A 25873-nucleotide genomic window follows, 5' to 3' on the forward strand; every position below is an offset into this window, starting at 1 on the left:
AAACAGAACAGGCTGTGTACCTTCCGTATGGAGGGTACACAGCACTTCCTCGTGAACACGCCACCGATCAGCGACGTGCTTGTTTGACATAGCGACGCATTGCGCGCTCTGCCTCACGCTGGTCCTGTTTTTCGCGCAGGGCCTGACGTTTATCCCACTCTTGTTTACCGCGAGCAAGGGCAATCTCTACCTTTGCGCGACCGCCAATGAAGTACAGCTCAAGGGGAACAATGGTGTAACCCTTGACAGAAGACTTATCGGCCAGAGTGGAAATCTCGCTGCTATGCAGTAAGAGCTTCCTCTTGCGCGTAGGAGCATGGTTCGTCCACGAGCCCTGGGCATACATGGGGATATTCGCCCCATACAGCCAGGCCTCGCCGTTCTTAATCTCTACCCACGCATCAACAAGCGACGCGCGGCCCATACGCAGGGCTTTCACTTCGGTACCCGAAAGCACCATGCCAGCCTCCCACGTATCTTCGATGAGATAGTCGTGGCGAGCCTTCTTGTTGCGCGCAATAGTTTTCTTCGCGTCCGAGGCGGCCTTACGCCTCTCGGATTCGGTAGGCTTTGGCTTTTTCCATTCCTTCGGCATAAGCACCCCCTCAGTGAGAAATTACAGGAGAACCATTGTCCTACAAGTAATCAAGAGGTTCAACATCAGCGCCATTGCGCATGACAGACAGGTGCAAGTGGCAGCCAGTGGCATAGCCGGTCGCTCCGACCCACCCCAAGACAGTGTCGCGTCCAACCTGCTGGCCCACGTGCACATTCGTTGATTGCATGTGAACGTAGGCGGTCGACATCGAGGCGCCATTCATCATCCCGTGGTTAACGTAGACGACGTTTCCGCCAGCCGTTTCAACGGTCACGGCAGTGACAACACCTTCAGCAACCGGATAAATTTCAGTACCGCAATTCGCCGCAAAGTCGGTTCCATTGTGATAGCGAGAAATCCCAAGGACGGGGTGGACTCGCCATCCGAAGGGAGAGGTCACGACCAAGGGAACGGGAAGCGGGCTTGAGAAGTTTGATGACGAGGTGTAGCGCCGATTCTGGCGGCGATTTTCTTCATCAATCGCAGCGAGCTTCGACGTTGCCTCCTGGTATTCGCGCTGCCACTGGCCAAGTTGTTCTTCAGCCTGGGCTTTCTGTGCATCCCACTGGGCGCGCTTTTCTTCCGAGGTCCTCTTCAGTTCGTCGAGCTCGCGAAGCTTCGTTTCCGCAGTGTTCTTTGCGCTTTCTGCTTCTTCCGAGGCCTTGCGTGCTTTTTCCTCAAGCGCAGATATACGCGTAGTGACCGCGCTCTGTCGGCTTTGCTGATTGCGAGTAGAAGCCTGAACCCCTTGTGCTTGACTCAAGGCGCTGTCCTGGGCGCGAGTGAGCGCATCGGCCGCGGCTGCGCGATCAGCAATCTCTTCGGTCCCAGAAGAGGACAAAGCAATGAGCAAGGGAGAACTGGTTCCCCCCGACTGATACATCTCGCGCGCAAGTGAGCCTACTGCTTTTTCTGCAGCCTCCTGTTGCTTGCGTGCCTTTGTCATTTCGTCACTCAGACGGTTTGCTTCCGCTTGAGCGGCATCCAATTGCGCCTGAGCAACATCGTGTTCCCGCTTTGCCCCCTCATATCGTTCATTCGCCGTATCGAGTTCAGCCTGGGCGACGGGGATTTGTGCGTTCGCAGTTTCAAGATCCACATAGACCTGGGCAAGAGAGGAATCTAAACCCTCAAGGTTGTTGCGCAGTTCTTGAACGTGTTGCGCGGACTGACGCTGCGCCTCGGCTACGCGATCACGGTCCTCATCAGCCAAGGCCGGGGGCGCAAAGCTCATGGGGGCAAGAACAATGAGCAGTGCCGCAGCACTGGTCATTCGCTTGGACAGACCGTGAAAACGTGGGAGCTTCATAGGATCAGATCTTTGTGTACTTCGCTAAGGAGAAAGCAGAGGCGGACAGCGCCAGGAGAACAGCCGCGATGATGAGGATCGGAGACATAATCCAAACCTCACGCATGCCGATAAAGTTCGTCCAGCGGAAAGCCTGTGCAAGCCATTGGTTGACCAGAACATGCACGCCGACAAAGAGCGTTCCAACAGCAAGGAGCGCGCCCACCACGGCGGCAATCGCACCCTCAATCATGAACGGAGCCTGGATAAACAGGTTCGACGCACCCACCAAACGCATGATGGAGGTTTCACGTTCACGACTCATTGCGGACAGGCGAATAGTGGTCGTAATGAGCAGGACCGCGGCGATGATCATGACGCCCGCCAAGCCCAGCGACAGGCCTCGGGCCTTGCCAAGAACCTGGAACAAGGGCTCGACGATCTCACGCTGGTCCTTCACCACGGATACACCGGGAGATCCCGTGAGTTCGTCGCGAATAATGCTGAATTGCTCGGGATTAACCAGCTTGACGCGGAAGGAGACTTGCATCATGTCTTCGGTCGTCCACTGTCCCAGCGGAGAGTTCCCATAAATCTGAATGAAGTTCTTGAAAGCTTCCGCCTTCGATTCTTCGAAAACTTCCTTCACATAGGGAGCAAGCTCAGCGGAGGCAAGCTTGTCGCGAACGGCAGCAATCTGAGCATCGGTCGCTTCTTGGTTATTGCAGCTCGGCGTCTGATCGTTGGTCGCGCACATGTAGACCGACACTTCGATCTTGTCGTACCACTGGCTCTTCATACGCGAAACCTGCATCTGAGAAAGCCCAGCAATACCAACGAAAAGAAGGGATACGAAGGTCACGATGACAACGGCAACGGACATCGCACGGTTGCGCGACAGGCCCTTACCAACCTCGGAAAGAATAAAACGTAACTTCATTACTTCACCGCCCCATACACGCCGCTGTCCTGATCACGCGCGACTGTTCCATCGTGCAATTCGATAACGCGCATACGCATCTGGTTCACGATTGCAGCATCGTGAGTAGCCATAACGACCGTTGTTCCATTGCGGTTAATGCGGTCCAGAAGACGCATAATTCCCAAGGAGGTATCGGGGTCCAAGTTTCCAGTCGGTTCGTCGGCCAACAGCAATTCGGGGCGGTTAACCATTGCTCGGGCAATGGCCACACGCTGTTCTTCACCGCCGGAGAGCTCGTGCGGCAAACGCTTTTCCTTGCCGGCCAGGCCCACAAGTTCCAGCACCTCGGGAACCTGGGTTTCAATCGCGTGACGAGGCTTACCGATTACCTGCATAGCCAGCGCAACGTTTTCGTAAACGCTCTTCGAGGGAAGCAGGCGGAAATCCTGGAAGACGGTTCCCACCTGGCGACGGAGTTTTGGAACCGACCAGCGAGAAAGCTTGCCCACGTCGTGGCCAAGAACCCACACGGTTCCCGAAGTCGCGCGAATCTCCCGCATGGTGAGCTGGAGGAACGTGGACTTACCTGAGCCGGATTTACCTACGAGGAAGACGAACTCTCCGCGCTTCACTTCGAGGGAAACATCGTCTAATGCCGGACGTGCACCAGGCTGATACACCATGGTCACGTGATCAAATCGAATCATGAGCCGTCTCTGATCGGGGTTATGGTCCCTTTTACCCTATGCATTCAGCGGCTCGCTGCACCGGCGACACGCGCAAAAGCCCGGGCCTTCGCCCGGGCTTTTCACTTTACTCAGCGTTCTGCTGGTTCTTACGCCAACGGATTCCCGCATTGATAAAGCCATCGATGTCGCCATCGAAAACGTTTTGCGGATTCCCCGACTCGTACTCGGTTCGCAGGTCCTTCACCATCTGGTAGGGCTGAAGAACATACGAGCGCATCTGATCGCCCCACGAGGCCTTCACGTCCCCAGCAAGTTCCTTCTTCTTGGCCTGTTCTTCCTCATGGCGAAGTACCAAGAGGCGAGACTGCAGAACTCGCAGGGCAGCCGCACGGTTTTGGATCTGGGACTTCTCATCTTGCATCGAAACAACGATGCCCGTGGGAATGTGAGTCATACGAACCGCAGAGTCCGTCGTATTCACCGACTGGCCACCTGGACCTGAGGAACGGAAGACATCAACCTTGAGTTCGGATTCGGGAATCTCAATGTGGTCTGTTGACTCGATCAGGGGAATAACCTCAACGGCCGCGAAAGAAGTCTGGCGGCGTCCCTGGTTATCGAAGGGACTAATGCGCACGAGGCGGTGGGTACCGGCCTCGACCGAAAGAGTGCCATAGGCGTAGGGCGCCTGAACCTCGAAAGTCGCCGACTTCAGGCCAGCTTCTTCCGCGTAGGACGTATCCATGACCTTCGTCGGATAACCATGACGCTCGGCCCAACGCAGGTACATGCGCAAGAGGATCTCAGCAAAATCAGCAGCATCCACGCCGCCGGCACCGCTTCGAATAGTAATAACCGCGTTGCGCTCATCGTATTCACCATCAAGAAGGGTACGGATCTCAAGAGCAGACATGTCGTCCTTGAGAGCACCCAAATCAGCTTCGGCCTCGGCGAAAATATCTTCAGCCTCCGAGGGATCGCTTTCCGCAGTTTCGCGCGCCATATCGACAATGGCCTCGAGATCATCAATGCGTTCTTCCATGGCCAGCACGCGATCGAGCTCGCTCTGACGGTGAGACAGCTGCGAGGTTACTTCCTGAGCATGCGAGGGGTCATCCCACAGGTCCGGAGCAGCCGCCTGCTGCGACAACTCCTCGATCTGCGCGCGAAGACGCTCGGGTTGCACAACTGCGGAGATATTCTCCATGGTTGTGCGCAAGGACTGGATCTCTTCAGAAAACTCAATGGCCACGTCACCAGAGTAGCGGATTCATTTGCCTATTGACGAGGTCGGGGCCGGGAGAGGGATAATCACTCCCCTCTCCCGGCCCCGGCCGGCGGCCTTGATCACTCACTCAAGACCCACACAACAGTTACGCCGATGCGAGCTGCCCCGAAGGCAAGAGCCACGCCTTCTCGGCCTCGATACCCAGGCGGACGTATTGACCTTCTTCAAGGAGGTCCTCGGCACGCGGGTCAGAAACGACACACACGAGCGAACCGAACTCGGTCTCGATTTCGTATTCGACCGTTTCGCCATAGAAGATCGAGGTAACGACCTGACCCAAAGAACCCGTCAGTGTTGCAGGCTTCTCATCGGTCGGCTGGATCCTCATGGACTCGGGGCGAACCAAGACCACGGTTTCCTTACCCTCACGCACAGCTTCCTTCGCACCCTCAGAAGAGTGAACGCGAATCTTCTGGCCCAAGGCCTCGATCTCGACCATGCCATCTTCGCCGACTTCCTGCGCCTGAGCAGGCACAAAGTTCGCGCGTCCCACGAAGTCCGCAACGAAAACGCTGGCGGGGTGCAGGTAAATCTCTTCGGGAGTATCAACCTGCTCAATGCGACCGGAGTTCATGACGACAATCCGGTCCGACATCGCCATAGCTTCAGACTGATCGTGAGTGACGTAAACGGAAGAGATACCCAGACGCTTTTGCATCCGGCGGATCTCCACGCGCATCTTGACGCGCAGCTTCGCATCGAGGTTCGACAAGGGTTCATCGAAGAGCAAAACCTTGGGGCGTACAACCATCGCGCGTGCCAGTGCCACACGCTGCTGCTGGCCACCCGAGAGCTGAGACGGCGCACGATCGGACATCGCAGTCAGGTTCATCGCAGCAAGAGCAATGTCGACTTCTTCCTTGATTTCCTCTGCACTCTTCTTGCGCAGACGCAAGCCATAGGCAACGTTTTCGCGCACGCTCAGGTGCGGGAAAAGCGCGTAGGACTGGAACACCATCGACATGGGGCGCTTGTTCGGCGGGACAACAACCATGTTCTCGCCATCCAGCATGACCTGGCCCGAAGTGGCATCCTCGAAACCTGCGATCATGCGCAGGGTCGTGGTCTTGCCGCATCCAGAGGGACCAAGCAAGGTGATGAACTCGCCGGGGCGAATATCCAGATTGATGTGGTCGACCGCAGTCACATCAGAGACCGTATTGGAGAAGGTCTTCGTCAGTTCCACCAAGGACAGGCGGCCGGGAGCATTAGTGTCATTTGTATTCGACATGAGGCTTTCCTTTGTCAACAATTACATGCCCGCGCCATTGGAGGCGGTGACAGATTTATCTCGCACGAGGACATTCGTCAGGCCGATAACAGCCATGACAATGACGATCAAGATCGTGCAGAAGGCGAAAGCATTACCGAAACGCCCCGCATCAACCTCGGAGAGAATCTGCGAGGTCATGATCTTGGTCTTAGGAGTCGTGATGAAAATGATTGGCGACAGCGTGGTCATCGAACGCGCGAAGGCATAGGTCAAACCAGCGATGAACGCAGGACGAATCAGGGGAAGCGTCACCTTCATGAAAGTCACCAAGCCCGAAGCACCCAAGGAGGTTGAGGCCTCGTCAATCGAATGATCGATCTGGTGGAGGGAAGCAATACCCGAACGCTGACCGGAAGGCATCGAACGCGCAATGTACACCATGATGATCGCCAGCGCGCCGCCGAAGACCGCAGAACCACCCGCGAGCGCAGGCATCAGCTGGAGCTTCCCAAAGATGATGATCGGCTTGTTGTAGGTGATGAGGTAACCAATACCCAAGACGGTACCGGGCACAGACAGACCAAGCATACCGAGGAAGTCCATGAAGCCCGAGGAAGCCTTCAAACGTACGACAACCAACCAGGCGACAATCATGCCGAGCACTCCAGCAATAGGCGTAGCAATCAGGGCCAGGATGGTCGTATCCACCATCGCATCGTTACCGATACCCGAGAGCACGTACTTGAAGTTCTTGAGAGTGAAGGTGTTGTCAACGCCCAAGATCGAGACAAAGGCACCCACAATAACCGTCGCGTAAATCGTCACAACGAAAAGCGCCAAAGCGGCGGTCGCTGCGCCCAAAGGAATACGAGCAGCCAGAGAAGTCACCATGCGCATGCGACCCGCGGGCTTACCGGTCACGGTCACAGCTGAAGAACGACCCGACCAGTAGCGCTGCAGAAGAAAGACCAAGAGCGCCGGAACCAAGAGAATCAGCGAGTAAGCCGAACCGGCAGCAGTGTTGTACTCACCGTTGACCGCGATGTATGCGCGCGAGGCCAGGACCGTGAAGTCACCGCCGATGACCAGGGGGTTCGCCAGGTCAGCGATCGCCTCAACGAAGAGGAGGAGGAAAGAGGCTGCGAAGCCGGGGATCAGCATGGGGAGGGTAACTGTACGGAAAATCTTCCACGAGGATGCACCTAGGGAGGCCGCGGCCTCTTCCATTGCGGGATCCAGATTCTTGAGCATGCCGAGCATGTTCATGTACGCAACAGGGAAGAAAGAGAGAGAAAGAACCAGAGTCAGGCCAGACAGGCCGTAGATGTTCCACTGCTGACCAAGCAGCTGAGTGGAAATAATTCCGTTGCGTCCAAACAGAGTGATCGCGGACGTTGCCACAGCGAAGGGCGGGGAAACGATCGGGATCAGGCAGATGAGGTGCAGGATCTTCTTGCCGGGGATCTTCACGCGAGCCTGAATGTAAGCGAAGAAGAAACCGACCAGAGTTCCGACAAGACCGACAACCAAGCCCAAGACAATCGTGTTCAGGGCGATCGTACGGTTGGTCTTCGAGGAGACGAAGGAGGTCAGAACCTTCATTCCTTCGCCAGAAAATGCGCGAGCCAAAATCGTGACCAGAGGCAACAGCACCAGCAGTACTAACACCGCCGAAATGATCGCAACGATCGCGACAGTCACCGGATCACGACGAACCTTTGTTCGTTTTTTCTTTCCCGAGGCCACTGCGCGCGTTTCAGGGGTTTCCTCCCCCCGCGCACCAACGCTCGGTGGTGCACTTGTCTCCACAGACATTAAAAATCCAATCTTTACGGGATGTCCGCACATCTTTGAGGCGGATTTTCCCTGCATTGGGCGCACCCATCAGCGGGCGCACAGATCAAGAAAGAAAGAAGGGAGGGGGCAACGCAGGGACATGGTGAGCGCTGCCCCCTCCCGCTGAAGCGCGAATTACTCGCGCGGCTTAGCGGCAACCTCTTCGTCGAAGCGCTTGGTCAATTCAGGCTTTGCAGCCGCGGCTGCGGCAAAGTCGTAGTCGATCAAGTTGATTTCGTCGAGCTTAGCCATCTTGTCATTGGTCTTGGCGTTCGGGTTGGTGAGAATCTGGTTCGATCCAACCGTCTGACCGATGTTCTGAGCGTCAGCAGAAATTGCCCAGTCGATGTACTTTTTCGCGGCTTCGGAGTGCTTCGAGTTCTTAATCAGAGCAACTCCACCGATCTCGTAGCCGGTGCCTTCCTTCGGGAAGGAGACAACCAGGTCCTTCATGCCCTCGTCACGGTACTTCACGCAGTCGTGCGAGAAGACGAGGCCAACTGCGACCTCACCGCGACCGGCGATCTGGCCGGGGGCAGTACCGGACTTGGTGTACTGCAGAACATTGGAGTGCATCTTCTTCATGTAGTCGATGCCTGCATTTTCGCTACCGCCAAGAACAACCTGGGTCCACAGTGTCGTGAAAGCAGTACCCGAGGTCGAGGGGTGTGCGGTCGAAATCTGCCCCTTGAGCTCAGGCTTGAGGAGGTCGCTCCACGATTCGGGAACGGCCAAGCCCTTTTCGTCCAGGACCTTCTTGTTCGAGCAGAAGCCCAGAACACCCACGTAGACACCGGTCCAGTTGTGGTTCGGGTCCTTGTACTTGTCCGGAATTTCCTTTGCGGTCGGGGAATCGTAGGCCTCGATCAGGCCCTTTTCGGCTGCTGCACCATAGCCGTCCACGGGGCCGCCGTGCCAGACGTCGAACTCCGGGTTGTCCTTGGCCGAGTCCAGACGTGCAACGGTTTCACCCGAAGACAGGCGAACGTAGCTCGTCTTGATTCCGGTCTGCGCGGTGAAAGTCTCGGTCCACTTCTGGCAGAGATCTTCCATTGCACCACACGCGATGGTCAAAGACTGCTCGGATCCGTTTCCGCCGTTGTTGTCACTGCCCTGTTCATTGACGATGCATCCGGACAGGGTGAAGGCTCCGACTGCGCCGAGTGCAATCAGGGAGATGAAGTTCTTCTTCATCGGGATTCTCCTTTGAATCGAGGAATCTGTAAGGAGCATCGACTTCGCAGGCGTGCTCTCTCAAGTCCATTGTGGACTGTCGGATGCACCCACTAGTGGCCCTGCGGTAACGGCTGGTAACTAACGTGTTACTAAAGTTCGGGCATCATGTAGCCGACGGAGCGAACCGATTGAACAAGGGCGGCCCCTTCTGGACCTAATGATCCCCGCAAACGATACGCCGTCATCTTGATCATGTCTTTTCCACCCGACTCATCCTGCGTTTCCCATACGGAATTGAGCAGTTCGCGATAGGTGACGGGCTCGCCAAGATTTTGCACAAGCACTTCAAGGAAACGCCTCTCGATGCTTGAAAGGACAACGGGGACACCAAAAACAAACGCCTTGTGCTGACGCATATCAACACGCAAAGGACCGTTCGTCACCACCTCAGATGCCAGCCCCTTTGAACGACGAAGAAGGGATTGCGCGCGCAAGGTCAGTTCCTTGGGACTAAATGGTTTGGTGATGTAGTCGTCTGCGCCGCTTTCAAGCCCTTTGATCCGGTCATGTTCTTCTGACAAAGCAGTAATCATGATGATCGGAACGTCACTCATTGCACGGATTCGTTGAGCAAGCGAGATTCCAGAAATAACGGGAATCATTAAGTCGAGCACGACGAGGTCGTAGTACTTCTTCGTGAATTTATCCCATGCGCGCCCACCATCACTGGCGGTCTCTACAGTAATACCCGCGGTTTCAAGGGCAAACTTGATGATCATCAAAATCTGAGGTTCATCATCAACAACTAAAGCGGTTGTCGTCATTGCCCCTCCTTTGGCACCGTTGCGCTGCGCTGCGATCGCGGGATCGTCAGATAAAACGTCGTTCCTTTAGAAGCAATCGTATCGACAAGGATCGTTCCTCCGTGCAACCTCAGGATCTTTTGCGTGAGCATCATTCCAAGTCCCGTTCCAGGACGCAAGGATCCTCCGGTATCGAAGGGAATGAAGAGGCGCTCTTTTTCTTCAGGTGTCATTCCACGCCCATCATCAACAACTGCGATTGTCACATCTTCATCGGAGTCTTGGACGCTCACGAGGATCGAGACGCCCTCGCCCGCGTGACGCGCAGCATTGTTGATGACATTAGCGATCGCCTGCCCCATCAAACGCGGGTCAACGGACATGTGGATGGGAGCCCCATGATTTTCAAGGCGGATCGGTGCCGAATGGAAGCGACGAAGTTGCGCAACATTGTGTCGAACAAGTTCACGCATTTCAACCCGTTTCAAGCGAAGATTAAACAGATCCGATTCCATACGGATTTCTGCAAGCATGTCCTCCGCCATCTCGATGACTTGGTTGGAGTTCTCGGCGATCGTCTTGGCGAATTTCAATTGCATCTCGTTCATGGGACCAGCAGAACCATCAGCGAGTAATTCAGCTGCTCCACGAACAACAGTCAAAGGGGTGCGCAATTCGTGTGAAAGAACCGCGGGACCGGCAATGTAGTCCTGATGCATTTGACGCAATTGTTCTTTTTCTGCAAGAACTCGTTTGAGCTCATGCTGAGCACGCACAAGCAGGGCAAGCATGAGAAAAGCCAAGCTCCACGAGACGACCAGCACCACTACGGCCACTATCCACATCGGTTTCTTCACCTCCCCATCGCGCTCTCACCATTATGCCCACACCGTCAAGAAAGGCGAGCGAAAAGGCTGCAAAGACACCTAACTTGCTCAAGCCTCAGCACTTATTAGCTAACCGCTAACGAGACTCTTTGTCACAGGTAAGGGAAGCGATCACACAAGGAATACGGCCGTCAATAACGGTGTAGGTAACGTCGCGATATCCCAACTGTTCAAAGAAAGCTTGATAGGAATCCACATCGAATTGTTCCTTGAAGTCAGCGCCGAGCTTCGCAAGGATCTTCGGGATTATTCCTTGTTTGCTTGGGCGACGCTTGACATAAGTCGGGACGACGATAGTGCCTCCGGGGCGGACGACTCGTTCAAGTTCCCTCATAACAGCACTAGGATCTGGAAGCAGATGGATGACATTGCCTGCCACAACGATGTCAAAGGAATCGTCCGCGTAATGCAACTTGGTGATATCAGCTCTTTCAATCGTGACATTGCGATACTTCGCAAGTTTCTTCCGCGCTTGTTTGAGCATTCCCTCGGAAAAGTCAGTAGCGACCAGCCTCTTGCACTTTGGCGCAAGGAAAATACTGATTGCACCGGTTCCGCAGGCGCATTCAAGGACCTCGTCTTCGAGGCCAACCAGCTGAGCGACGGCGACGCCTGTTCCGTCGTACACGCCGCGATTGAATGTGTTTTCAAAGAAGTCATAAAGGGGCGCAACCCGATCCCAGAACATCAGAGAACCTCCGCTTGCCCAATGCCTACGCTTCATTGCGATACCAAGAATGCTACGCGCGCCCTGCATTTCGCACTAGACCCAAGGGAAGCCGCTCTATTTCGGCGGGCGCGCTCCTCCACCTATACGGAAGGGGGCTTCACGCCCACCGGCGTGAAGCCCCCTAAACAGCCTGCGAATTAGATCAAGCCCTGAGCGACCATTGCGTCCGCAACCTTGATGAAACCAGCAAGGTTTGCACCGGCCACATAGTCTCCGGGCACCCCATATTCGTCCGCGGTAGCCAAACAGTTCTCATGGATTCCCACCATGATCTGGTGCAGCTTCGCGTCAGTTTCCTCGAAAGGCCACTGGGTTCGGCCCGAGTTCTGCTGCATCTCAAGACCGGAGGTTGCAACACCGCCAGCGTTGGATGCCTTGCCTGGCGCGTAAAGGACACCCGCACGATGCAGCTCATCAATGGCCTCGGGAGTAGTGGGCATATTTGCACCCTCCGCGACCATCTGCACACCGTTGCGGATCAAGGCCTGGACACCCTCAAGGGGGAGCTCGTTTTGAGTTGCACACGGAAGCGCGACATCACAGGGAACTTCCCAGATTGACCCCTCAGCACTGAAGCGAGCGCTCGAACGCTGGTTTGCGTAGTCGCTGACGCGTCCGCGACGGCGTTCCTTAACGTCTTTTAGCAGCTCAACGTCAATTCCTGCCTCGTCGACAACAAAACCGGAGGAGTCGGAAACTGCGACGACCGTTGCGCCCAGTTCTTGAGCTTTTTCGGTCGCGTAGATAGCAACGTTTCCGGAACCGGAAACAACGACGCGCTTGCCGTCAAAAGAAGTGCCGCGAGCGCGGAGCATTTCCTCCGCGAAGTAGACGAGGCCGTAACCGGTTGCCTCGGTTCGCGCGAAGGAGCCTCCCCAGGTCAGGCCCTTGCCAGTGAGAACACCAGCATCGAAGCTGTTGCGCAGACGGCGGTACTGGCCGAAAAGGTAACCGATCTCGCGACCACCAACACCAATGTCGCCTGCAGGAACGTCAGTATCGGGACCGATGTGACGCTGAAGTTCGGTCATGAAGGACTGGCAAAAACGCATGATTTCAGCGTCGGACTTACCCTTGGGATTGAAGTTCGCGCCGCCCTTTGCGCCGCCCATGGGCAGGCCGGTCAAAGAGTTCTTAAATATCTGCTCAAAACCCAAGAACTTAATAATGGACAGGTTTACCGAAGGGTGGAAGCGCAGACCGCCCTTGTAGGGGCCAAGAGCTGAATTGAATTGAACACGGAATCCGCGGTTGACGTGGATTTGTCCTTGATCATCGCTCCAAGGCACACGGAACATGACTTGGCGTTCAGGTTCTGTAATTCGTTCAAAAATCGCCAGGTCTTGATATTCAGGCTTGCGTGCGACCAGAGGTGTGAGGGTCATGAGAACCTCATAAACAGCCTGATGGAACTCAAGTTGGTAGGGATCGCGAGCAACCAACTCCTCAAAAACAGAGGAAAGCTCGCGGGGAAGTCGAGATGTGTCAAACTTTTCGCTCATGTCTTGATCATTCCACCGCCGGTTTTCATTTACTCTCTCTTTTCCAATATCTGGACTCTCCATTGCTTAGATCCTCATCACGTTATGAATTTACTGATGCCCGCTGCGCCTGCTGCAATGGCGCGAATGCTACCGCTAAGGTCAAGAACGTGACTCGATCAAAGACCCCCTACGAACTTGCTGCCCTTGCGACCGTGGCGGTCCCCCACCTTGAAGTCGCCGGATTGCGTCCCCCGCAGTTCAGCGATGAAGTCCTCTCGGTCACCGGTCTCATCGACACTTCGGGCGACCGCTGGATGGTCGTGTGCCCACATGACACGGTTGGCGGTTTGGACATGGAGGCCCAAAACGCCGTCTTAGAGCGCCTTGGAAAAGCTCACGATTTTTCGAAGATTCCCTTCGAAATTCCGCGTCCTGCGGGTTTTACCCGCACCCCTGAGGGGGATCGCGTGATGGTTCACCGCGATCTTGGCGGTCGAGTCATGGAAACCTCGGATTTCGATGATCCTCATTTGCTTCCCGCGTCTTTGGGGAACGCGCTGGCGGCCCTACACAATCTTCCTGAGCTCATCTACACGGGGGTCAATCTTCCCGCGTATTCAGCTATTGAGTGTCGCGATCGCCATCAGGCGGTCTTGGACGAGGCCGCGCAGGAAGTCGTTATTCCTGCGAACTTGTGGGACCGCTGGGAAGAGTCCTTGGAGAATTTATCCCTGTGGCGTTTCCTTCCCTCCCCTATCCACGGTGATCTGTCCGAGTCATCGATCCATGTCGATCACGGTCGAGTCTGCGCGCTGACAGGTTTTTCTTCGGCACACGTGGGAGATCCGGCTGTTGATATTGCGTGGGTTTTTGCTCGCGCTTCCGATGAGTTTTTGGAGCGTTTCCACGAGGCCTACCAACAGACTCGTTCCGAGAAGGATTTGCATCTGCTTGAGCGCGCGGAGCTTTTGTCCGAGCTCGCTGTGGTACGTTGGCTGGTCCATGGCCTGCATAGTGATGATTCAGAAATCGTTGACGAGGCCCGGGCGATGCTGGCCGATTTGTCGGCAAGCATCGGTGAGGCACCTTCCGCAAAGCGCCACGAGGAACCCGATGTTGCGCCGGCGCATTCGGAATCGCCCGAGGCCGCTCGTACAGCCCAGGACGTGCGCACGGCCCAGGACGCGCACGCAACCCCGGCCGGGCACCCAGTTCAGGACGCACACCCAGTTCAGGATGCGCGCGCCGAAGCAGAGCTTCCTCCTTCTGGTGAGCTTAAGGACGAGGTGGGGCACACGGATGCGATCGAAGGACCAACCGAGCACCTCGATATGAGTGTTATTTTGCCGACGCACGAGTAGACCTATTGGTGGTCCCGCGCTTCAAGGGACCACCTCTTTTTGTTTAGATCTTTGGGTTATTCACAACGAGTTCACTCAGTGCGCGGGCGAGTTCGCTTTCCAGTCGGTCGACTGGTTTGTTGATAATTTTCGCGATGTCTTCGAGGGAGAAGTCCACGGGCCCACCAATGAAGTAGACACGTGCCTGCACCTGTTCTGGCGCAATACCGCGCTTGTTCGCCCATGCAACCCGATAGAGCTGGAGCTGGCGTGCGTAGTATTCCCATTTCTCGATGCTGGTGGTGGGGCCGGGCACTTGGGATGTCTTCCAATCGATGACAATGTCGTTGCCATCCGAGTCACGAAAGACAGCGTCAATACGACCTTGAACGGATACTCCTGAATAGTTCAGAGCGAAGGGTTCTTCGATGGCAACAGGAACAAGAGAACTCAAATCGAGAGAGCGGAAGTTCTCTTGCATGAGGGAGAGCCTTTCCTGTTCCCTTGCGCTGAGGGCTTCAAGACCGACGACGGGGTCGTCCCAGAGCTCGCCGGTTGTCAGGTGGAGCTGTTTTTCGACCCACATGTGGAAAATAGTGCCTAGGAGGGAGCTGCGCTGGGGTGGAGTTGGCAAAGGCCGCCTCAGCCTACGAACCCAGGAATCACCATCATCAATCAAGGTTGAAATACTGGTTGCGGGAACACGGTCAATACGAATTTCAGTCGCGTCTTGGCGTGCACGTTCACGCTCTGCCATGAGCAAGAAAGTATCGCGGACAAGAGGGTTATCGAGCTGAGTTTTCAGTGTTTCTTCAAGGAGCTTCGTCGGGGTATCGATGAGTTCTTGAACGCGCGTTGCACTTGCGTTGACGAGCTGACGCGAGCGTCCGGGAAGAATCGGATATTGCCGTAGCCTTGGGTCGATCTCTATCAGGGATTGATCCGCAATGTCTTCTTCAGGACGAGCTGCGATAGTGCCTTCATCAAGACCGAGCGCATTCACGGTTTCCATGAGGTAACGCGAGGGATCGCGTGGAGTCACACTGGTTGCGCCAACCCATGATCCAAGCAACAGCAGGTCGTGGCGAGCCCTCGTCCATGCGACATAGGCAAGGCGTCGTTCTTCGAGTTCATGGTGAATTCCTTGCCTGCTGTGGACGGTATCCACTGTCTGATTCGCATCTTTGTTGGAGGCAACATGCTTGTTGAAGATGCTCATTGGAGTAGTCGTTTTTCTCTCTGCTTCTTGGGCAAGGAGATCAAAGTACTCAACAATTCCCATTGAGCCGTATTCTTCAGGAACCATGTGTGGCAGATCGGCATAGTCTCGCCGCACGGGATACGGAAGTTCTTCAATCGAGGAGAACCATTCAGTTGTTCCCGGCGGGTCTTGCTTCCAGTCTCGTGGCTTTGACTTGTGATCGGGGAAGACTGAATCTTGCAGGCCGAAAACAACGACTGAATCCCATTCCAGTCCTTTTGCCGAGTGGATCGTCAGCAGTTGAACGGCATCAGGTCGAGTCGCGCTCACAGGGATTGCGAGGCCTTTTTCTTCGTCTTCAGCGACTTGGAGCCATGCGAGGAATCCTGGCAGGTCTGCGCCAGACACTTGCGCTTCATACTCGGCTGCGATGTCAACGAATGCGTCGAGCATCTCCATGCCCTGATCTCCAAGGGGATCAGACATGATTGCCTCGCGAAGTCCCAGGATGGATATCGCGCGTTCGACTTGTTCATCAAGCGCACGCCCCATCCCCTGGCGTATGACTTGAAGGCGCTTGGCAAGAAGAGATAGACGTTGATGGGCGACCTCACTAAATTCTGGCCCGCCTGATGAGGAGTGCCAACCAATCGGGGGAAGCTGGTCAATTGCCTCGATCAAACTGAACTCTGGATGCGCAACAACACCCTGCGTCTTTTGATATGCCTGTTGTTTTGCGTACTGGTTAAGAACCAGTAGATCCGATGCACCGATATCCATTGCAGTGACAAGACGCATGAGGGCGGGGGCATTCGCGGGGTCTGCTGCAAGATCAAGTGCCGCCCGAACGTCGCTAACCGCTGCTTGGTCGAGAAGTCCCCCGAGTCCGACGACTTGCACGGGGATATCAGCGTCTTTAAGCGCCCGTTCTATCGCGGGGAAGTCCGAGCGACGACGAGATAGTACTGCACAGGTATTCCACTTCCCGTGTTCGTCTTGGACTCGATGTTGTCGAGCGAAATCAACGACCGCTTGGAGTTGCTCATCATAGGTGAGCGGATAGCTGGTATTCACTTGTCCCGAACCCGCATTTGGGCGTGGAGCAAGAACTGGAACTGTAATTCGCTGTGGTTTTAATTCACGAGTAGGGGCGTTGCCAGCATTACCAATGCGTGCCTGTCCCCGCAGGGGCTGAGCGATCGCATTTGCTGCATCAAGGATTGTCTGGTCATTTCGCCAAGCTGTTGAGAGAACCAATTGCGACGCGTCGTGGCACGGAGAAAAGCGAGTGAGGAAATCACTGAGGGCAGAGGCCGAAGCTCCGCGCCAACCATAGATTGCCTGACTGGGGTCGCCGACAGCGGTAGTTGGGTGATCTGCAAAGAGAGCAGACAAGAAAACCATCTGGATGACCGAGGTGTCTTGAAATTCATCGAGAAGAACAGCCTGATAGTCGCTTCGAACTTGGCGCACGACGTCTTTGTTCGAGGTAACGATTTGTGTTGCCAGGAGAAGTTGATCAGAAAAATCGATGAGACCGTGGGCACGCTTATAGCTTTCGAAAGCTTCTGCGATATCAAGAAGGAGCAGGCGGTTACGATTCACCTCAATCATTTTCTTGAGATTCCCCGTCGGCTCCTTTCCGGAGATTGCAGCGACTTCTTCAAGTTCTTTTTGAAATGCACTCAGTGCTATTCGTCCATCGTCCAGCGTCATATTTTGCTCGGCGATATGCCCAGACAAAGACAGGACGGCGGCAACGATGGTTGCGGTCGGCTTGTATTGCTCATCGCTTTGGGGGTATTCACCCCTCCAGTTTTCGACGATACTGCTGAGCACCTGGACTTGTTGTGCCTGCCCGATGAGCCGAGAATCTGGATCAACGCCGATTGTTGCGCCGTATTCTCCAAGGATCCGCGCGGCGAAAGAGTTATATGTGAGAGCGGTAGGCTCTCCAACAAATTCCTGCCCGCTATTCGAGGCAAGGGTGGCGAGGTCTTGGCGCATTTTCAACCCGAGCTCACCGGCGGCTTTTCGCGTAAAGGTCAGGCCGAGGATACGCTCGGGATCGATGCCGTGGTGGGCGACCATGTAGAGTACCCGCTGCGACATCGTGGTTGTTTTTCCAGCGCCTGCTCCTGCAACGACGAGGAGTGGTTCAAGTGGAGCTTGAATAACCGCGCGTTGTTCTTCCGTAGGTGCAAGGAAGGGCTTGGAGCGCGGAGTCGCCATGCGAAGAATCTCGTCGACGTCCAGTTTTCTGAGGTCCATGGTTACTCGACGCTCCTTTTTCCTTGGTCCTTCGCCGGGCAGGATCTGGTGAATTCACAGTATCTGCATGCTTCATCGGATGGCGTGGCTATAAAGTGCGGGCCTCGCATCCGTGAAGCGACCTCGTCGAGCTGGTTGATCCAGTCATTTTTACTGTCGTCATCGAGTGGCTCTTGAAGGATTGTCCGAACATCTCCGTATCCGAGGTATTTCAGTTCAGCGTCGATGATCGTGTAGCCGAGTTCTTCTGCAGCCAATTGATACAGAGCCAATTGCGGGTGGTCGGGATCGGTTTTAATTTTGCCTTTTGCACCCTTTTTCCCGGTTTTGAAGTCGATGATCCGCGCGCTTTCACCGCTGACCTCTAATCGGTCCATCCGGCCGCGGATGTTCACGCTTGATACGGGAACGTCGAAGGGGACTTCAACGCGCACCTCGCCTGTGGCACCTTCTAGGTACTCCCCTAGCGCGGAAGCCATGTCACGGAGATGGTTGAGATGAATCTTGGTTGCTGCAGGTTCTTCGTCCAGATCCATCGCTTGGATTTCTTCTTCGAGAGCCTTGACAACGGCTTGTTTTGGTCCGTGTGGGAATCGCTCAGCGAGGCTGTGGATCAGTGTCCCGTCGGCAGCGCTTTGTGTGGGCACAGATGAACCACTGTTTGCCGAGAAGAACCAACGCAAAATACACGCACGCGCAGTGTCGAAGCTGGAGGGGCTGATGGAGACGTTCTGTTGTCCATAAATTGCACTATCGGAGCTGATTCCCCCTGCACCGATCCATTTGTCCGGCTGAGCGCTGTGAACGCCGCGTTGGGCGAGTAGAGCAAGAAGATTGGCCGCGAGTTCACGAGTTTGGTCGTCTTCTTGAGTTGCAAGGAATCGCAGTCGCGCAACGTGGCCCGATAGATCCAAAGATGGGGGTACTTCTTCTGGTGTGAATCCTTCTTCAGGGATCTCGATTCCACTTGCCTTCGCGATGAGCTCGACGAACTGTGAAGGAGCTTGGTCCTCATTCGAGACGACGCCGATGTGGAGGAAGCGCGTTGCCCTTGATGTTGCAGCAAGCAAGCGGCGCAGTTCATTGTCCAGAATGGCTCGACGTTGAATGCGTGGATCGTCAAGAAGAGGCGTTGTTTCGCTTGGAGTGCAGTCACTCCCCTGCGACTCGAGGCGGAGAATGTCCGTGAGGAGGTCACCCCGCAACAGCCGGTGCCCGAGGCGTAGATCCGGCCATGAGCCATCTTGGAGTCCGTAGATTGCAACAGTATCCCAGTGTTTCCCCATTGCTTGTTCTGGGGTCAGCACGTGAACACCTTCACGGCGAAGTGCTGTTCGCGCGATTGTGTCGATGGGAACGTCCGATTGGAGCAGCTCGGCTGCGAAGTCTGCAGCATTTCCTTGAGGATTGCGCTGCTGCCAGATGTCTGCAACACGGAAAAGCGCAATCACCGCGTCGAGGATGTCGTCGTAATAGTCAGAATCGGCGTCTTGCGCGAGCGCTCGATCGCTCAAGGCTTGGGCGACATCTGCCGTCTCCCAGGCCTTCCACAGGCCTTCTTCTGCGCTCAGTCCCGGGCTTTCTTTCCATAGGGACGAGGCCGTAAGTAGTTTGCGTAGCTCTGTTTCAACATGTTGCGGCAAAGAACCGGAATCCGTGAGGATCCGAGAAAGCATGTCTGTTGTTAAATGCTGCGAGAGAGTTCCATCGCGGACAGTTTCGCTGTGTGCCCACACGTAGTTCTGAATTGCTGATCTGACGTGAAGCGTATCGATTGAAATAAGGTCGGAGCGAAGCCACAGGTCGATGAGCTGAGCCGCGCTATCACTGTGCGGAATGAGCGCTGTCAGTAGTGCCGATGTCATCGAGTTGGCGGCAAAATCGAAGGCTTGTTGTCCTCCGGCGAGGGGAATATAGCTCCGTTTGAGGGCTCTTCGCGCCTGTTGAATGAGCGACTGAGAGCGGACAAGTACAAGTTGGCGGGACCAGGGAATATCGTCGTGAAGATGGTGTGAACGCAAGGCGTAGCCGATTGCCGCCCCCATCTGTGCTGAACTTGCGCACGAGTGGATTCGTACCGGAGTTTCTGTATCTGTTGTTCTTCCGAGGAATGGGGCCAAACGCCGAGAAATTGGACCGGATTGGGTGATATGCGAACTGATCTGGAGATTCAATTCGTGCAGTTGCGGAGTTGGATGATAGCTTCCGCCGCAATCGTCAATATCGACGCCTAGAACTTTGGCGAGGTCGAGGTCGAGGTTTGCGTAACCGCGCTTATACGAGGTCACCGATACGTCCGGATTGGAAAAAGCAATGATCTGGGTGCCGTATTGGCGTGCACTTTGAAGCAGTGGGAGAAGCGAAGGCGTGCAATCCTGCAGATCATCAATGAGGATGCACTGCGGTAGTGGTATTTCGCTGCGGAGCCGCAAAGTTTCAATGTCTTGATCCCAGCGCAAAAGCAGTCCCGCTGCACTGCGACCAAGGGCAGCACCGTGAGCTTGCATTGTTCCACGGTATTCGACTGCAAGTTCGGGGATCTCTTGCCATTTGCGCAGGAGGAATGCGACACTCTCCCATTGCGGGATTGAATGGATATTTGCAAGTTCTGCAAGGCGGTCGGGGGCAAGCCCTACCTCGGCAGCAAGATCGATGAGATAGCGCAGCTCCATCTTAAAAGCGGGCAGCGCTTGAATAGTTTGAGAAAGATCTTCTGGCCAGTTGGGGGTCGTTGTCTCAAGAAGCTGCGTGATCAGACGATCGATGCTTGCACCGGTGAGCAGTTCAACGTCCCCCAGAGGTTCGTCACGCGTATTGCGCCATTGAGAAACGATCGAATACGCCCATGCTGTGGGCGTGCGTACAGGGCGAACAGCATCGGGAGCCATACTTTGGACAGCTGGCATCAGTGCGTCGGCCCGCGAACGGTCAGGAGTAAGTACAAGAAAGCTGCGTCCCTGTCGAACGAGCTCTGCGACTGCGCTGAGCAGGAGTGTGGTCTTTCCGCTTCCAGGGGCACCGCGAAGTACAGCATCCGAGTTCATCATGCGTTGAAGAAGTACACGCTGATGATCATCGAGGTGAGGAAGGCCCGCAAATCCGGAGCCAATCTCTATCCGTACCTGTTTGTTACCCATATAGTGATTCTGACAGAGGCCATGTGCATTTGGAGTCAACTTTTGGCTTCGAAGCGAAATTGAGAAAAGTGTGCCCCCGAAGCTGCTGCTTCGGGGGCACATTCTGGCAGTCCTACTCAAGGTGGGGGCTTAACCCTTTACTGAAGTGAATATTCCTTTTTGAATGCCTTTGTTGAAGAGATAGTGCTGTCAATCATCAGCGTAACTGGAGCAGCTGCATCGCGAAGAACATACCCTTCCACAAGGGTCATGCTTTTACCAGCTGGGACCTCTTCCAAGTCCGCGAAAGGCTCGTATCCTTCAGGCATTAGATCATCGGAATAAATTGCACTATCGAGCTCAGCCTTGTTTTGGGATACCTCAACATAGTATGCAAAAGGATTCAAACTACTTGTGTCATTATTTGTGATCTTTAATGTCACAGCGACCGTTGGCTGACCTTCCCGATCATCTACCGACTCCTCGACCTTCTTCACCTCAATCGTGACTTTACCGTTCTCCAGCTGAACAACATCCGAGGTCGCCGCACCTTTGGAAGCTTGAGGCGATACAGAAGCTGCCCCGAAGGCCTCACCATTAACCTTCGAATACATAGCTTGGCCTCCCAAAACAGCAACAATAGTGAGAGTCGAAATCACCAGTGAGGTGATCGCCATACCGGAGCCACGGTGAGTCGTATCCGGGCGTGTCTGAACGACAGCGAAAATCGCCACGACTGTAGCAATAAGGGCCAGAATAAGAATTAGATTATGAAGAGCCGGAACCCAGAACAGGAGAAGAGAAATAATTCCCAACACGAGTGCGGTGATAGCAAGGGGAGATAAGGGTTTAACTACAGGTGCTACTCCAAATTGTCCTTGAGGAGGAACAGTCGAATAAACCCCCTCAACGGGCATTTCCTGCGGATAAGGAGGAAAAGACATCGTTCACCTTTCGAGTAGATTCAACTTTAAGCTTTACCGCCAGAACACAAAACAACTCGTCAACACAACCCGATAGCTGCCGCTTCTCGCACTATTTTCAACACAACCCCACATACTAACCACTTAGACACTAAAGCGCGACAACGCTTCGACCGACCCCACAATTACGCTCTTGCAGAAATAGCAGGCCCGCTCCCCCGGCTGCACGTACTATGAGGACACAGAAGACCATTCGATCCATGACATCTGGGAGTCGCAGTGAACATTACGATCGGTATCAAGGCAAGCCCGCGCGAGCTCGACCTAGAGGTAAACCTCAGCGAAGATGAGTTCTTCGCTCAAGTAAGCGAAGCCCTCCGCGCTCAAACGCCGCTGCTTCTCATCGACACTAAGGGAGAGAAGACACTCATCCCCGCGCAGGCAATTTCCTTCGTGCGCGTCACGGCACAACAGAGCCACCGTGTCGGCTTCGCCATTCACTGAGAAGCCGCGCGCTTATTTCTTCACAAGTCCACCTGTTGCGCTAGCCGCGCAGGTGGATTTCCTTCATTCGCTCAGCGTGTTCACTACTGAGCACCTCAGCAATAGCATCTGAGTCTTCGGGCGACAGTGATAAGTCCGGGTGCATAAACATCGTCGAACGCACCAAACCCAAGACTTCTCCGGCAACTCGACGCGCCCACAAGGACAGCCTCGCGGCAAGCTGCTCGTCGGCCTCGAGAATGGGGGCAAGATTCTCGCGCACCCACTCCCCCTGTTCAAGATCCCAATTCGCTCCGGGGAAAAGATTCTTTCGCGAAGCGATCTCGCGCAGGAAACCGCCAAGGACACCCAAAGTCACATAGGTTTTAATGGAGCGCTCATACCACGTTGTCGGGCGCGTGCGGGCATCGAGGTCGTCATAGAGCCCGTCGTAGGCTCGCGCATACGTAGACAAATCCATTCCACGGTGAGTACACCACGTCTCAACCTGAGTAAAAGTCTCGAAAACACGCGTCGCCATACGTGCGTGTTCCACCTTCGCTTCGAAGGTCGGAGCCTGGTCACTATCCTTTGCCAGGCGAGTCATTGCAGCCAAAATCGAATACGCGATCAGACCGACGACTTCCGCGTCGCTGTCCGCCACAGGTTCATAGGTGCGTTCCATGGCATAACACTACATCACACAAACGTGACGGGTTCCTCTTCGGACAAACCTTGTCAACCTCGTACAATGAAAAAGACAGTGCTGACCGATCGCACGCGAGAAAAGTTTCCCGGGCAAGTGCCCACAAGAAGACCGCGATCGGCTGCAATTCTCAACGGGGTTTTTCCCCAGGACAGGTTGATTGTGACTTCACCTTCTGAGTACTCCGCCGGCGTTGTTCGTCTTGGCGCGATTGCTGCCCCTTCCACTGAAGAAGAGACCACCCCCGATATTACGAACTCGGGAAATGAAACTTTCGAAGCGAAGTCTTTCGCTGATTTCGGGGTCAGTGACCCCATTGTTGATGCGCTTGAAGAACGCGGCATCACCCACCCCTTCCCGATCCAGGCCCTGACTCTTCCCGTTGCACTGGATCGCCACGACATCATCGGTCAGGCCAAGACCGGTACCGGTAAGACTCTGGGATTTGGCATCCCCGTCTTGGAAGACGTCATCGCCCCGGATGAAGAGGGCTACGAGGACCTTCTCAATCCGAATATGCCGCAGGCACTCATCATTTTGCCGACCCGTGAGCTCACCAAGCAGGTGGCCGAAGATCTCCGGGCGGCAGCCTCGCACCTGTCGACGCGCATCGTTGACATCTACGGCGGCGTTGCTTTTGAACCCCAGATTGACGCACTCATGCGAGGCGCGGATATCGTCGTCGGCACCCCCGGGCGCTTGATCGATCTGCTCCGTCAAGGTGTGCTGCACCTGAACGGCGTGGAAAACGTTGTCCTTGACGAGGCCGACGAGATGCTTGACCTGGGCTTCCTCCCGGACGTTGAAACTTTGCTTTCGCGCATTCCCGCGGACCGTCACATGATGCTTTTCTCGGCAACCATGCCCGGCCCGGTGATCACGCTGGCTCGCAAGTTCATGACCCAACCGACCCACATCCGTGCGCAAGATCCTGACGATCAGGGCCAGACCGTCAACACGGTCCAGCAGGTCATCTACCGCGCTCACGCCATGAACAAGACCGAGATCGTTGCGCGTATCTTGCAGGCACGAGGCCGCGGTCGCGCTGTGATTTTCTGCCGCACCAAGCGTGCGGCCGCGCGCGTTGCCGACGAGCTCAGCGAGCGCGGTTTCGCGGTTGCTGCCCTTCACGGCGACCTCGGTCAGGGTGCGCGTGAGCAGGCTCTGCGTGCTTTCCGTAATGGCAAGGTCGATGTTTTGGTTGCAACCGATGTTGCCGCGCGTGGCATCGACGTTGACGATGTCACCCACGTCATCAACTACCAGTGCCCCGAGGACGAGAAGGTCTACATCCACCGCATTGGTCGCACCGGTCGCGCGGGGAATTCTGGCACAGCCGTAACCTTCGTGGATTGGGACGATGTCCCGCGCTGGTCATTGATTTCGAAGGCGCTGGGCTTGGGAGTTCCCGAACCTCTGGAGACCTACCACACCTCGCCGCACCTGTACACGGACTTGGATATTCCCGAGGACGTTACCGGGCGTCTGCCTCGTGCGAAGCGTACGCGCGAGGGACTTGGCGCCGAAAAGCTTGAGGATTTGGGTGCGCCTTCCCGCCGTGGACGAGGCCGAGGCCGCTCAGGTACTCGCGCATCCTCCCGCTCTAGCGAGGGCAGCCGAAGTCGGCGCCGCGGCCGTAAGGATGGCGATCAGACGATGAATCCTGGAAAGCAGGGGCGCTCCGACCGCGGTACGAAGGGCCGTGGTCGTGGTGAGCACTCGCCTGCACCGCGTAAGCGGGTGCGCCGTCGTAAGGGCAGCGAGGAGTAAGGCGCGCGTTTACCGGCCGAGGAAAGGCAGGGTGTTTTCGCGTAAGACAGGATTGGCGAGCACCCAGTGAACAGCGGCTTCCCTCAGGACATCGCTGGCCTCGGTTGATTTTCCACCGCGAAGATCTCCCACTGCTTTCTTGGCGCGCGCAAGCTCGTCTGCGCTGAGGGGGACCTGAGAGGAAATGATCTCGAGGAATTGCTTGAGGAGCGCGTTAAAAGTCGGTTCCCAGTTAATGCCGCCGTTGTCGTAGACCTCGTAGGCGACCTTACCCGTGATCCTGATGGCTTCACCTTGGAGTGTCTCGGCCTGATTATCAAGTGGAACGAGCAAGTCCCAGAGTTCGCTGGAAAGTTTCTTCCAGCTCTTCGAAGGATCGAGCTCGAGCTTTTCTCCAACGCTTGGGGCGGGACGCGCAACTTGCTGAGCGACGCCGAACATTTCGCACAGCTGTCGCAAGGCTTCCGCGGCTTCGAGGAAGCGGGGGTTGCTGGCATCTTCAGGGTTGTGGGCGATGATCGAGCAGCGATCTTTATCCATGGCTTGAAGAGCTTTGTATTCCTCGCCGCTTGGGTGTGCGCCATGAGCACGTAAAACCTTGAAAACACGCAAGATTCTGGGGGAATCAAACAAGTTGTACCAACTGAGCGCGTACTTCGTCAGCGTGTAGTCCCCATAGATTTTTGAATGCGCATCAAGAGTAGGGTCAGCGCCCCATTGGATCATCTGTTCCACCTCGGGCGCGTCCAGGCGTTCGACAGCGCCGAACAACGGAGTTTGGTCCGTGTTATCCCGGGCATTGATGTCACCGCCAAGGGCAATGAGACCGGGGATCAGATCGGGTCGACGTTGCTTGACGCGGCAGTGAATGGGAGTTTGTCCGCGTTCATTGCGACAGTTGATGTCCTCGCCTCGGGCGACCAAGAACTCGACAATCTCTTGCGAGCAGAGGAGGTGCAAGAGTTTGGGCTTTCCGTATTCGCTCCGCAGGTATGCGCCAATCTCGCAGTTTTTCACTGCCTCAGCCACGGCCTCGACGTCCCCGCTTGCGAGGATTTCTTTGATGTCGTTGGGGAGAGTTTTGCGCATTCCGACCTCCAAGTGAACGTTATTCTTCAAGAATAGCGTCTTGAAGGTACCCTCTCCCCC

20 protein-coding genes are annotated in these 25873 nt (G+C 55.4%); 3 read left to right on the forward strand and 17 right to left on the reverse strand.

Annotation, left to right across the window (positions count from 1 at the left end; translation table 11 throughout):
• Window positions 1-67: 67 nt before the first annotated feature.
• The 12 genes from smpB to gdhA form a co-directional block, all read right to left on the reverse strand.
• Window positions 68-595, reverse strand: coding sequence for an SsrA-binding protein SmpB (gene smpB / locus BQ8011_RS08125; RefSeq protein ID WP_034501737.1), 528 nt, complete (start codon window positions 593-595; stop codon window positions 68-70).
• 40 nt (window positions 596-635) lie between these two features.
• Window positions 636-1907, reverse strand: a complete 1272-nt coding sequence (locus BQ8011_RS08130) for a M23 family metallopeptidase (RefSeq protein WP_072456206.1) — start codon at window positions 1905-1907, stop codon at window positions 636-638.
• Window positions 1908-1911: 4 nt separating this feature from the next.
• Window positions 1912-2826 (reverse strand): permease-like cell division protein FtsX, encoded by a 915-nt coding sequence (ftsX, locus tag BQ8011_RS08135; protein WP_034501741.1) that lies wholly within the window; start codon window positions 2824-2826, stop codon window positions 1912-1914.
• The gene (ftsE, locus tag BQ8011_RS08140; protein WP_072456208.1) at window positions 2826-3515 is read right to left on the reverse strand and encodes a cell division ATP-binding protein FtsE; all 690 of its coding nucleotides are present in this window, start codon (window positions 3513-3515) and stop codon (window positions 2826-2828) included. Before ftsE ends, ftsX begins: the two co-directional genes overlap by 1 nt.
• A gap of 106 nt (window positions 3516-3621) precedes the next feature.
• Window positions 3622-4749: a peptide chain release factor 2 gene (gene prfB / locus BQ8011_RS08145; protein WP_034501745.1), complete on the reverse strand. Its 1128-nt coding sequence runs from the start codon at window positions 4747-4749 to the stop codon at window positions 3622-3624.
• Between the two features lie 121 nt (window positions 4750-4870).
• Window positions 4871-6016: an ABC transporter ATP-binding protein gene (locus BQ8011_RS08150; RefSeq protein WP_072456210.1), complete on the reverse strand. Its 1146-nt coding sequence runs from the start codon at window positions 6014-6016 to the stop codon at window positions 4871-4873.
• A 21-nt stretch (window positions 6017-6037) separates the two neighbouring features.
• Window positions 6038-7813, reverse strand: coding sequence for an ABC transporter permease (locus BQ8011_RS08155; protein ID WP_231945305.1), 1776 nt, complete (start codon window positions 7811-7813; stop codon window positions 6038-6040).
• Window positions 7814-7969: 156 nt separating this feature from the next.
• Window positions 7970-9028, reverse strand: coding sequence for an ABC transporter substrate-binding protein (locus tag BQ8011_RS08160; protein WP_072456214.1), 1059 nt, complete (start codon window positions 9026-9028; stop codon window positions 7970-7972).
• Window positions 9029-9159: 131 nt separating this feature from the next.
• Window positions 9160-9834 (reverse strand): response regulator transcription factor, encoded by a 675-nt coding sequence (locus tag BQ8011_RS08165; RefSeq protein WP_072456216.1) that lies wholly within the window; start codon window positions 9832-9834, stop codon window positions 9160-9162.
• The gene (locus tag BQ8011_RS08170) at window positions 9831-10640 is read right to left on the reverse strand and encodes a sensor histidine kinase (protein ID WP_231945306.1); all 810 of its coding nucleotides are present in this window, start codon (window positions 10638-10640) and stop codon (window positions 9831-9833) included. Before BQ8011_RS08170 ends, BQ8011_RS08165 begins: the two co-directional genes overlap by 4 nt.
• A gap of 136 nt (window positions 10641-10776) precedes the next feature.
• Window positions 10777-11424 carry a class I SAM-dependent methyltransferase gene (locus tag BQ8011_RS08175; protein WP_456047822.1) on the reverse strand — a complete coding sequence of 216 codons (648 nt, stop codon included), beginning with the start codon at window positions 11422-11424 and terminating at the stop codon, window positions 10777-10779.
• A 143-nt stretch (window positions 11425-11567) separates the two neighbouring features.
• Window positions 11568-12932, reverse strand: coding sequence for an NADP-specific glutamate dehydrogenase (gdhA, locus tag BQ8011_RS08180; RefSeq protein WP_072456222.1), 1365 nt, complete (start codon window positions 12930-12932; stop codon window positions 11568-11570).
• 149 nt (window positions 12933-13081) lie between these two features.
• Here gdhA and BQ8011_RS08185 point away from each other — a divergent pair, with 149 nt between their 5' ends.
• The gene (locus BQ8011_RS08185) at window positions 13082-14275 is read left to right on the forward strand and encodes a phosphotransferase (RefSeq protein WP_072456224.1); all 1194 of its coding nucleotides are present in this window, start codon (window positions 13082-13084) and stop codon (window positions 14273-14275) included.
• Window positions 14276-14318: 43 nt separating this feature from the next.
• On the opposite strand, the gene BQ8011_RS08190 is transcribed toward BQ8011_RS08185, so the two are convergent.
• From BQ8011_RS08190 to BQ8011_RS08200, 3 genes are all read right to left on the reverse strand, one after another.
• Entirely contained in the window at window positions 14319-17726 is a 3408-nt protein-coding gene (locus tag BQ8011_RS08190) for an ATP-dependent helicase (RefSeq protein ID WP_072456226.1), read from the reverse strand.
• Between the two features lie 2 nt (window positions 17727-17728).
• Window positions 17729-20863, reverse strand: a complete 3135-nt coding sequence (locus tag BQ8011_RS08195; protein WP_072456228.1) for a PD-(D/E)XK nuclease family protein — start codon at window positions 20861-20863, stop codon at window positions 17729-17731.
• Between the two features lie 137 nt (window positions 20864-21000).
• A complete protein-coding gene (locus BQ8011_RS08200; protein ID WP_072456230.1) occupies window positions 21001-21786 on the reverse strand; it encodes a DUF5067 domain-containing protein in 786 nt (261 codons plus the stop codon).
• A 258-nt stretch (window positions 21787-22044) separates the two neighbouring features.
• Here BQ8011_RS08200 and BQ8011_RS08205 point away from each other — a divergent pair, with 258 nt between their 5' ends.
• On the forward strand, window positions 22045-22269 hold the full coding sequence (locus BQ8011_RS08205) for a DUF3107 domain-containing protein (RefSeq protein ID WP_072456232.1): 225 nt from the start codon (window positions 22045-22047) through the stop codon (window positions 22267-22269).
• A 40-nt stretch (window positions 22270-22309) separates the two neighbouring features.
• Here BQ8011_RS08205 and BQ8011_RS08210 read toward each other — a convergent pair whose 3' ends face one another.
• Window positions 22310-22933, reverse strand: a complete 624-nt coding sequence (locus tag BQ8011_RS08210) for a ferritin-like fold-containing protein (protein WP_072456234.1) — start codon at window positions 22931-22933, stop codon at window positions 22310-22312.
• A gap of 183 nt (window positions 22934-23116) precedes the next feature.
• On the opposite strand from BQ8011_RS08210, the gene BQ8011_RS08215 reads away from it, so the two are divergent.
• Window positions 23117-24724 carry a DEAD/DEAH box helicase gene (locus BQ8011_RS08215; protein ID WP_106406409.1) on the forward strand — a complete coding sequence of 536 codons (1608 nt, stop codon included), beginning with the start codon at window positions 23117-23119 and terminating at the stop codon, window positions 24722-24724.
• A 9-nt stretch (window positions 24725-24733) separates the two neighbouring features.
• Here the strand turns inward: BQ8011_RS08215 and BQ8011_RS08220 are convergent, their stop codons facing one another.
• Window positions 24734-25813 carry an ankyrin repeat domain-containing protein gene (locus BQ8011_RS08220; protein ID WP_072456236.1) on the reverse strand — a complete coding sequence of 360 codons (1080 nt, stop codon included), beginning with the start codon at window positions 25811-25813 and terminating at the stop codon, window positions 24734-24736.
• Window positions 25814-25873 lie beyond the last annotated feature (60 nt).

The sequence above is a fragment of the Actinomyces marseillensis genome (genome assembly GCF_900155605.1).
GTDB classification, from domain to species: domain Bacteria; phylum Actinomycetota; class Actinomycetes; order Actinomycetales; family Actinomycetaceae; genus Pauljensenia; species Pauljensenia marseillensis.

What these genes read in the sequence shown, in the direction of transcription:
- smpB (WP_034501737.1), bottom strand. Translation starts at nt 595, where the DNA reads ATGCCGAAGGAATGGAAAAAGCCAAAGCCTACCGAATCCGAGAGGCGT.
- BQ8011_RS08130 (WP_072456206.1), bottom strand. Translation starts at nt 1,907, where the DNA reads ATGAAGCTCCCACGTTTTCACGGTCTGTCCAAGCGAATGACCAGTGCT.
- ftsX (WP_034501741.1), bottom strand. Translation starts at nt 2,826, where the DNA reads ATGAAGTTACGTTTTATTCTTTCCGAGGTTGGTAAGGGCCTGTCGCGC.
- ftsE (WP_072456208.1), bottom strand. Translation starts at nt 3,515, where the DNA reads ATGATTCGATTTGATCACGTGACCATGGTGTATCAGCCTGGTGCACGT.
- BQ8011_RS08150 (WP_072456210.1), bottom strand. Translation starts at nt 6,016, where the DNA reads ATGTCGAATACAAATGACACTAATGCTCCCGGCCGCCTGTCCTTGGTG.
- BQ8011_RS08155 (WP_231945305.1), bottom strand. Translation starts at nt 7,813, where the DNA reads ATGTCTGTGGAGACAAGTGCACCACCGAGCGTTGGTGCGCGGGGGGAG.
- BQ8011_RS08160 (WP_072456214.1), bottom strand. Translation starts at nt 9,028, where the DNA reads ATGAAGAAGAACTTCATCTCCCTGATTGCACTCGGCGCAGTCGGAGCC.
- BQ8011_RS08165 (WP_072456216.1), bottom strand. Translation starts at nt 9,834, where the DNA reads ATGACGACAACCGCTTTAGTTGTTGATGATGAACCTCAGATTTTGATG.
- BQ8011_RS08175 (WP_456047822.1), bottom strand. Translation starts at nt 11,424, where the DNA reads ATGAAGCGTAGGCATTGGGCAAGCGGAGGTTCTCTGATGTTCTGGGAT.
- gdhA (WP_072456222.1), bottom strand. Translation starts at nt 12,932, where the DNA reads ATGAGCGAAAAGTTTGACACATCTCGACTTCCCCGCGAGCTTTCCTCT.
- BQ8011_RS08190 (WP_072456226.1), bottom strand. Translation starts at nt 17,726, where the DNA reads ATGGACCTCAGAAAACTGGACGTCGACGAGATTCTTCGCATGGCGACT.
- BQ8011_RS08195 (WP_072456228.1), bottom strand. Translation starts at nt 20,863, where the DNA reads ATGGGTAACAAACAGGTACGGATAGAGATTGGCTCCGGATTTGCGGGC.
- BQ8011_RS08200 (WP_072456230.1), bottom strand. Translation starts at nt 21,786, where the DNA reads ATGTCTTTTCCTCCTTATCCGCAGGAAATGCCCGTTGAGGGGGTTTAT.
- BQ8011_RS08210 (WP_072456234.1), bottom strand. Translation starts at nt 22,933, where the DNA reads ATGGAACGCACCTATGAACCTGTGGCGGACAGCGACGCGGAAGTCGTC.
- BQ8011_RS08220 (WP_072456236.1), bottom strand. Translation starts at nt 25,813, where the DNA reads ATGCGCAAAACTCTCCCCAACGACATCAAAGAAATCCTCGCAAGCGGG.